Origin of the sequence: Phytoactinopolyspora endophytica, from assembly GCF_004138495.1 — a bacterium.
Classification (GTDB): Bacteria; Actinomycetota; Actinomycetes; order Jiangellales; family Jiangellaceae; genus Phytoactinopolyspora; species Phytoactinopolyspora endophytica.
The window spans coordinates 88,147-88,431 of the sequence record NZ_ML142865.1; the positions used below are offsets into that span (position 1 = coordinate 88,147).

Annotated in this window: 1 pseudogene; it reads right to left on the reverse strand. The window is 68.4% G+C overall.

Features of this window, described 5'->3' with window-relative positions:
- A pseudogene (locus ELR45_RS39175) lies at positions 1-285 on the reverse strand (fucose isomerase); the annotation flags it as partial.

Genomic DNA, 285 nt, shown 5'->3' on the forward strand with positions numbered 1-285 from the left:
GGAGTGGTCGCCTGCTTGCGGCGCTCGGTCTCCTCGGCCGGAAGTTCGACGACACACGCGCGCCCGATGTCGACGTGGAGGGTGCCGGTTTCCAGATAGACCCTGGACCAGACGATCTCGCCGGGCTTACAGACCCCGTTGATCGTGCTGCCGCCGGCGGGGAAGAACATCGGGCCCTGCCGCCAGCCTTCGGCGCCCGCATAACCGTCGGCGAAGTGCGACGGCGGGACCGAGCCGGAGATCTCGTAGACCCACACGAATCGCCCGTCGAACTCCTCGCCCCAC